Below are 2,684 nucleotides of genomic sequence, written 5' to 3'. Positions count from 1 at the left end.
TCGAGGGGTGGGGGGTGGGGGAGCGGGTTATCCACAGGGGTTGGGCTGGGTGGCGCGGCGTGCGGGGGGTCGGGTGGGTGGTGGCGGCCGGTAGACTCGGGGAGTTGCCTGGGTGTGTTTTGGCGACTTTCTGCTCCACCGGAAGAAACGGACTGTTCTCTCGTGTTCGACACGCTTTCCGACCGCCTCTCCGCCGCGTTCAAGAATCTGCGCGGCAAGGGCAAGCTGACCGACGCCGACATCGACGCGACCGCCCGCGAGATCCGGATCGCGCTGCTGGAGGCGGATGTCGCGCTGCCGGTGGTGAAGGAGTTCATCGCCGCGGTCAAGGAGCGGGCCGGTGGGGCCGAGGTGCGCGGTGGGCTGAACCCTGCGCAGCAGGTGATCAAGATCGTCAACGACGAGCTGGTCACGATCCTCGGTGGCGAGACGCGTGAGCTGCGGATGGCCAAGCGGCCGCCGACGGTGATCATGCTGGCCGGTCTGCAGGGTGCGGGTAAGACCACCCTGGCCGGCAAGCTCGCGAAGTGGCTGAAGGAGACGCAGCACCAGACCCCGATGCTGGTCGCCGCCGACCTGCAGCGGCCGAACGCGGTCACCCAGCTGCAGGTGGTGGGCGACCGGGCCGGCGTGCCGGTGTTCGCGCCCGAGCCGGGTAACGGTGTCGGCGACCCGGTCCAGGTGGCCCGGCTGGCGATGGACGAGGCCCGCACCAAGCAGTACAGCGTCGTGATCGTCGATACCGCCGGCCGGCTGGGCGTCGACGAAGTACTGATGAAGCAGGCCGCGGACATCCGCGACGCGGTCAACCCGGACGAGATCCTGTTCGTCGTCGACGCGATGATCGGCCAGGACGCGGTCACCACCGCGCAGGCCTTCCTCGACGGCGTCGGCTTCGACGGTGTGGTGCTGTCCAAGCTGGACGGTGACGCCCGGGGTGGTGCCGCGCTGTCGATCGCGCAGGTGACCGGCCGCCAGGTGATGTTCGCCTCGAACGGCGAGAAGCTCGAGGACTTCGACGTCTTCCACCCCGACCGGATGGCGTCCCGCATCCTCGGCATGGGCGACGTGATGAGCCTGATCGAGAAGGCCGAGCAGTCGTTCGACGCCGGGGAGGCGGCCAAGACCGCCGCCAAGCTGCAGAAGAAGGGCGGCAAGGACTTCACCCTGGACGACTTCCTCGCCCAGATGCAGTCGGTCCGCAAGATGGGCCCGCTGACCAAGATCTTCGGCATGCTGCCCGGCGCGGCCCAGTTCAAGGACCAGCTGGAGAACTTCGACGAGCGCGAGATCGACCGGATCGAGGCAGTCATCCACTCGATGACCCCGGCCGAGCGGAACGACCCGAACATCCTCAACGGGTCCCGCCGGCTCCGGATCGCGAACGGCTCCGGGACCGAGGTGGCCACCGTCAGCGGCCTGGTCGAGCGGTTCTTCGAGGCCCGCAAGATGATGTCCGCGATGGCCTCCGGCAAGGGCATGCCCGGAATGCCGGGAATGCCCGGGATGCCGGGCGCCGGCGGCGGCGGCAAGAAGGCGAAGCAGCAAGCGAAGAAGGGCAAGGCCAAGCGCGTCTCGGGGAACCCCGCCAAGCGGGCGAACCAGGGCTCCGGCCAGCCTGCCGAGCCGCAGCCGGGCCAGCTGCCGGCAGCGTTCGGCGGTGGCGCCGCGGCAGACGACTTCGAGCTCCCGGACGACCTGAAGAACATGCTCGGCGGCAAGTAAAGCGCCGGTAGCCGGCGGGGGTCTTGCAGGGGTTATTGGCCATTTGCACTAGGCGTCTCCTGCATACGGCGCGCAGTTAGCGGTTGTCCCTGAGCTACTGGCCGCTAAGATCGTCCCTACGCCCGAGGATCGAGTACTGCGGAATACGTCGAAGGACGGTTCGGATGAGGCAGCAGTTCAAAGACCTGGATACGTGGCGGGGCAAGCTGACCGCCACCTGGGTCTGCCTGGCTCCGCCCGCCGCCATGGTCGCTGTGTTTGTGGCCGGCGGCGTTCCGTCGAACACTTTCGTGGTCGATTCGCATGCCCTGAGCCAGCCCCGGCAGGACTCCGTCTTCGACGCCCTGGCCGGTGAGGTCCCGGCCACGCCGGGAGCCGACGGCAGCGTCGGGACCGAGGCGCGGTCCTCGATCGAGGTGCCGGTCACCGGTGCGCTCGACAACAAGCAGACGCCACCCGTCGGAATCACCGGGGATGCCTCGGGTATCCCGGGCACCGTGCTGGCGGCGTACCAGAAGGCTGCCAACGACCTCGCCGTCGCCCGGCCGACCTGCCACATCACCTGGCCGCTGCTGGCCGGCATCGGCAAGGTCGAGTCCGCGCACGCAAGCGGTGGACGGGTCGACGCGGCCGGCAACACCCGCGGCAAGATCCTCGGCCCGGTGCTCGACGGAGGTCCGGGCATGGCCGCGATCAGCGACACCGACCAAGGCCGGTACGACGGCAACGCGCAATGGGACCGGGCAGTCGGCCCGATGCAGTTCATCCCGGGCACCTGGGCCGGATTCGGGGCGGACGGCAACGGTGACGGTCTCAAGGACCCGCACAACGTCTTCGACGCGGCCCGAGCAGCGGGGGAGTACCTCTGCTCCGGCGGTTCCGACCTGAGCAACCCGCAGGGCCTGGTCCAGGCGGTACTTCGGTACAACCACTCGATGGACTACGTGTCCACCGTGCTC

1 protein-coding gene and 1 pseudogene are annotated in these 2,684 nt (G+C 68.9%); both read left to right on the top strand.

The window, feature by feature from the left end:
• Window positions 1–162: 162 nt before the first annotated feature.
• On the top strand, window positions 163–1,725 hold the full coding sequence (gene ffh, locus VFG33_RS27450; RefSeq protein WP_325055857.1) for a signal recognition particle protein: 1,563 nt from the start codon (window positions 163–165) through the stop codon (window positions 1,723–1,725).
• Between the two features lie 164 nt (window positions 1,726–1,889).
• Window positions 1,890–2,684: pseudogene (locus tag VFG33_RS27445) on the top strand (lytic transglycosylase domain-containing protein); the annotation flags it as partial.

It is taken from the genome of Kribbella sp. (assembly GCF_035687465.1).
Lineage (GTDB): Bacteria > Actinomycetota > Actinomycetes > Propionibacteriales > Kribbellaceae > Kribbella.
This window is presented reverse-complemented; position numbering and strand designations above follow the sequence as displayed.